Origin of the sequence: Actinoplanes sp. NPDC051411, from assembly GCF_040682075.1 — a bacterium.
Lineage (GTDB): Bacteria > Actinomycetota > Actinomycetes > Mycobacteriales > Micromonosporaceae > Actinoplanes.
Window position 1 is genome coordinate 1 of sequence record NZ_JBFBAD010000280.1, and the last position, 2,191, is coordinate 2,191.

Below are 2,191 nucleotides of genomic sequence, written 5' to 3' on the forward strand. Positions count from 1 at the left end.
TCTGGCGTTTTTATTCCCGGGGCGGGGTTTCCGGGCGCCGGGTTTCTGGGCGCCGGGATTCAGGGCGCCGGGATTCAGGGCGCCGGGATTCAGGGCGGCCGGCGGTAGAAGGGATCGGCGGAAGGGACCGACGGTAGAAGGGGTCAGCCGAGCGCCAGCAACCGTGGCGACAGCCGGGCGAGCAACTCCGGGTCCGACGCCCGACCGGTCGCGGCCCGCAGGAAGTGCGCCGGATCGGGCGCCCGGCGGCCCGGTCCGAGCAGCAGGTCCTGCAGCGTGCCGGCGGCCGCGGGCGTGAGCCACGACGGCACCCCGGCGGCGTCGGCCAGGTCGAACCCGTGCACCGCGACCTCGACCACGCGCGTGGTCAGGAAGTCGTCCAGCAGCATCGGGTCGCCGTGCCGGGTCCGTACCACGCGGCCGGGCGGCTCGGCCCGGCAGGCCGCCACCACCTGCGACACCGTGGCGGTGAAGGCCGCGAGCTCGTCGCCGGCCACCGCGGACCGGGCGGTCGCCACGCGGTCGGCGTTGGTGGCCGCACTGAAGCGGGCGTCCGGCCGGTAGTAGTCGGCGGCCGAGACCGTGGCGGCCGGCGGCGCCGGTGCCGCCAGCATCGCGGTGACCCGGCCGACCGCGACCCGCACGTGGGCCAGCAACTCGCGGACGTCCCACGGGTCGCAGCGGGTCGGCCGCGACCACCGGTCCGGGGGAAGCCCGGCGACGAGGGCGGCCGACTCGGCCGCCAGGACGTCGAGGATCACGGCACCTCCGACCCCGCCTCGGCGAGCAGCGGCCGCACCACCTCGGCGAACTCGTCCGGCCGCTCGATCTGCGGCATGTGCCCGGTGTCGGGGAACAGGTGCGACCGCGCGGCCGGGAACGCCAGCCGGGCCGCCGCGAGGTGGGCCGAGGGCAGGATCAGGTCGCGCGACCCCCACACCAGCAGGGTCGGTTTGCCGAGGTGGGCCACCCGCGGCAGCAGCTCGCGGCGCCATCCCGGCGCCACCCCGCGGACGCCACCGAGCGCCCGGGCCGCCTCGAGGTAGACCGCCGCGAAGTCCGGCTGCCGGGCGATCTTCACCGCGGTCTCGATGCGCGACGGGGTGACCAGGGCGCCGTCGAAGAAGATGCTCCGCTCGGTGCGGCGGGCGATGCGCGGGTCGGCCATGCGGCGCAGCAACGGCCGGCCGACTCCGGGCAGCGCGAGGACGCGGAGCGCGGCGGTGACCGTACGCCCGAAGCCCGCGCTGTTGACCAGGGTGAGTGTCCGCACCCGGCCCGGGTCGTCGACCGTCATCCGCATGGCCACCGCGCCGCCCAGCGAATTGCCCATCAGATGGACCGGGTCTTCGACCGCCAGGGCGGAGAGGATGGCCCAGACCCCGTCGGCCAGGGAGCTCAGCGAGGTGACCGCGGGCAGCCGCTGCGACAGCCCGAACCCCGGCATGTCGAGGCTGATGATCCGGTGGGTCGACGGCAGCCGCGGATGCTGCAGCTCCCAGTCCTCGAGGCTGCGGCCGATGCCGTGCAGCAGCACGACCGGCGGCCCGGCGGACGGGCCGGTCGCGTGGTAGCGGATCCGCGCCCCGGAGACCTCGACGTAGTTCATCGCGACGCCCTCCGCAGGATGCTCTGGTGCCCGACCGGGAAGAGGCGGGCCAGCAGGTCGGGCACGCGCGCGCTGTTCGCGATCAGCACCCGGGCCTTGCGGCGGCGCACCGCGTCGAGGATCTCGGCCGCCGCCTTCGACGGCGGGTAACTCAACAGCCTGGCGAACAACTCGCGGCCGGAGGCGGCTTCCTCTTCCGGTACGCCGCTGCCGGCGCGAGCATTCTCGGCGATCCTCGTGCGCACGCCGCCCGGGTGGACCGTCGTCACCCCGACGCCGACCTCGCCGAGCTCGGCGTGCAGCACCTGGCTGAGCCCGCGCAGGGCGAACTTGCTCGCGCTGTACGCGCTCTGCCCGGGCGGCGCGATCAGCCCGAACAGGCTCGACACGTTGACGAGGTGGCTGCCCGGGGTGGCCGTCAGCAGGGGCAGCAGCGCGTGGGTGAGCAGCATCGGCGCCCGGAAGTTCACGTTCATCACCGTCTCGAACTCGTCGACGGTGATCTGCGAGAACCGTCCGCCCAGCGCGATCCCGGCGTTGTTGATCAGCAGCCCGAGCGAGGGCAGCGCCCCGTTCACCGCG

3 protein-coding genes are annotated in these 2,191 nt (G+C 74.8%); all 3 read right to left on the reverse strand.

The annotated features are described in order from the left end of the window. Positions 1-143: 143 nt before the first annotated feature. Positions 144-761 (reverse strand): maleylpyruvate isomerase N-terminal domain-containing protein, encoded by a 618-nt coding sequence (locus AB0M88_RS53195; protein ID WP_364116299.1) that lies wholly within the window; start codon positions 759-761, stop codon positions 144-146. Further along, the gene (locus AB0M88_RS53200; RefSeq protein WP_364116302.1) at positions 758-1,609 is read right to left on the reverse strand and encodes an alpha/beta fold hydrolase; all 852 of its coding nucleotides are present in this window, start codon (positions 1,607-1,609) and stop codon (positions 758-760) included. The genes AB0M88_RS53195 and AB0M88_RS53200 overlap by 4 nt, the downstream gene beginning before the upstream one ends. Beyond that, positions 1,606-2,191 (reverse strand): SDR family NAD(P)-dependent oxidoreductase (locus AB0M88_RS53205; protein WP_364116305.1); only part of this gene is annotated, 586 nt, incomplete at its 5' end. The genes AB0M88_RS53200 and AB0M88_RS53205, both read right to left, overlap by 4 nt.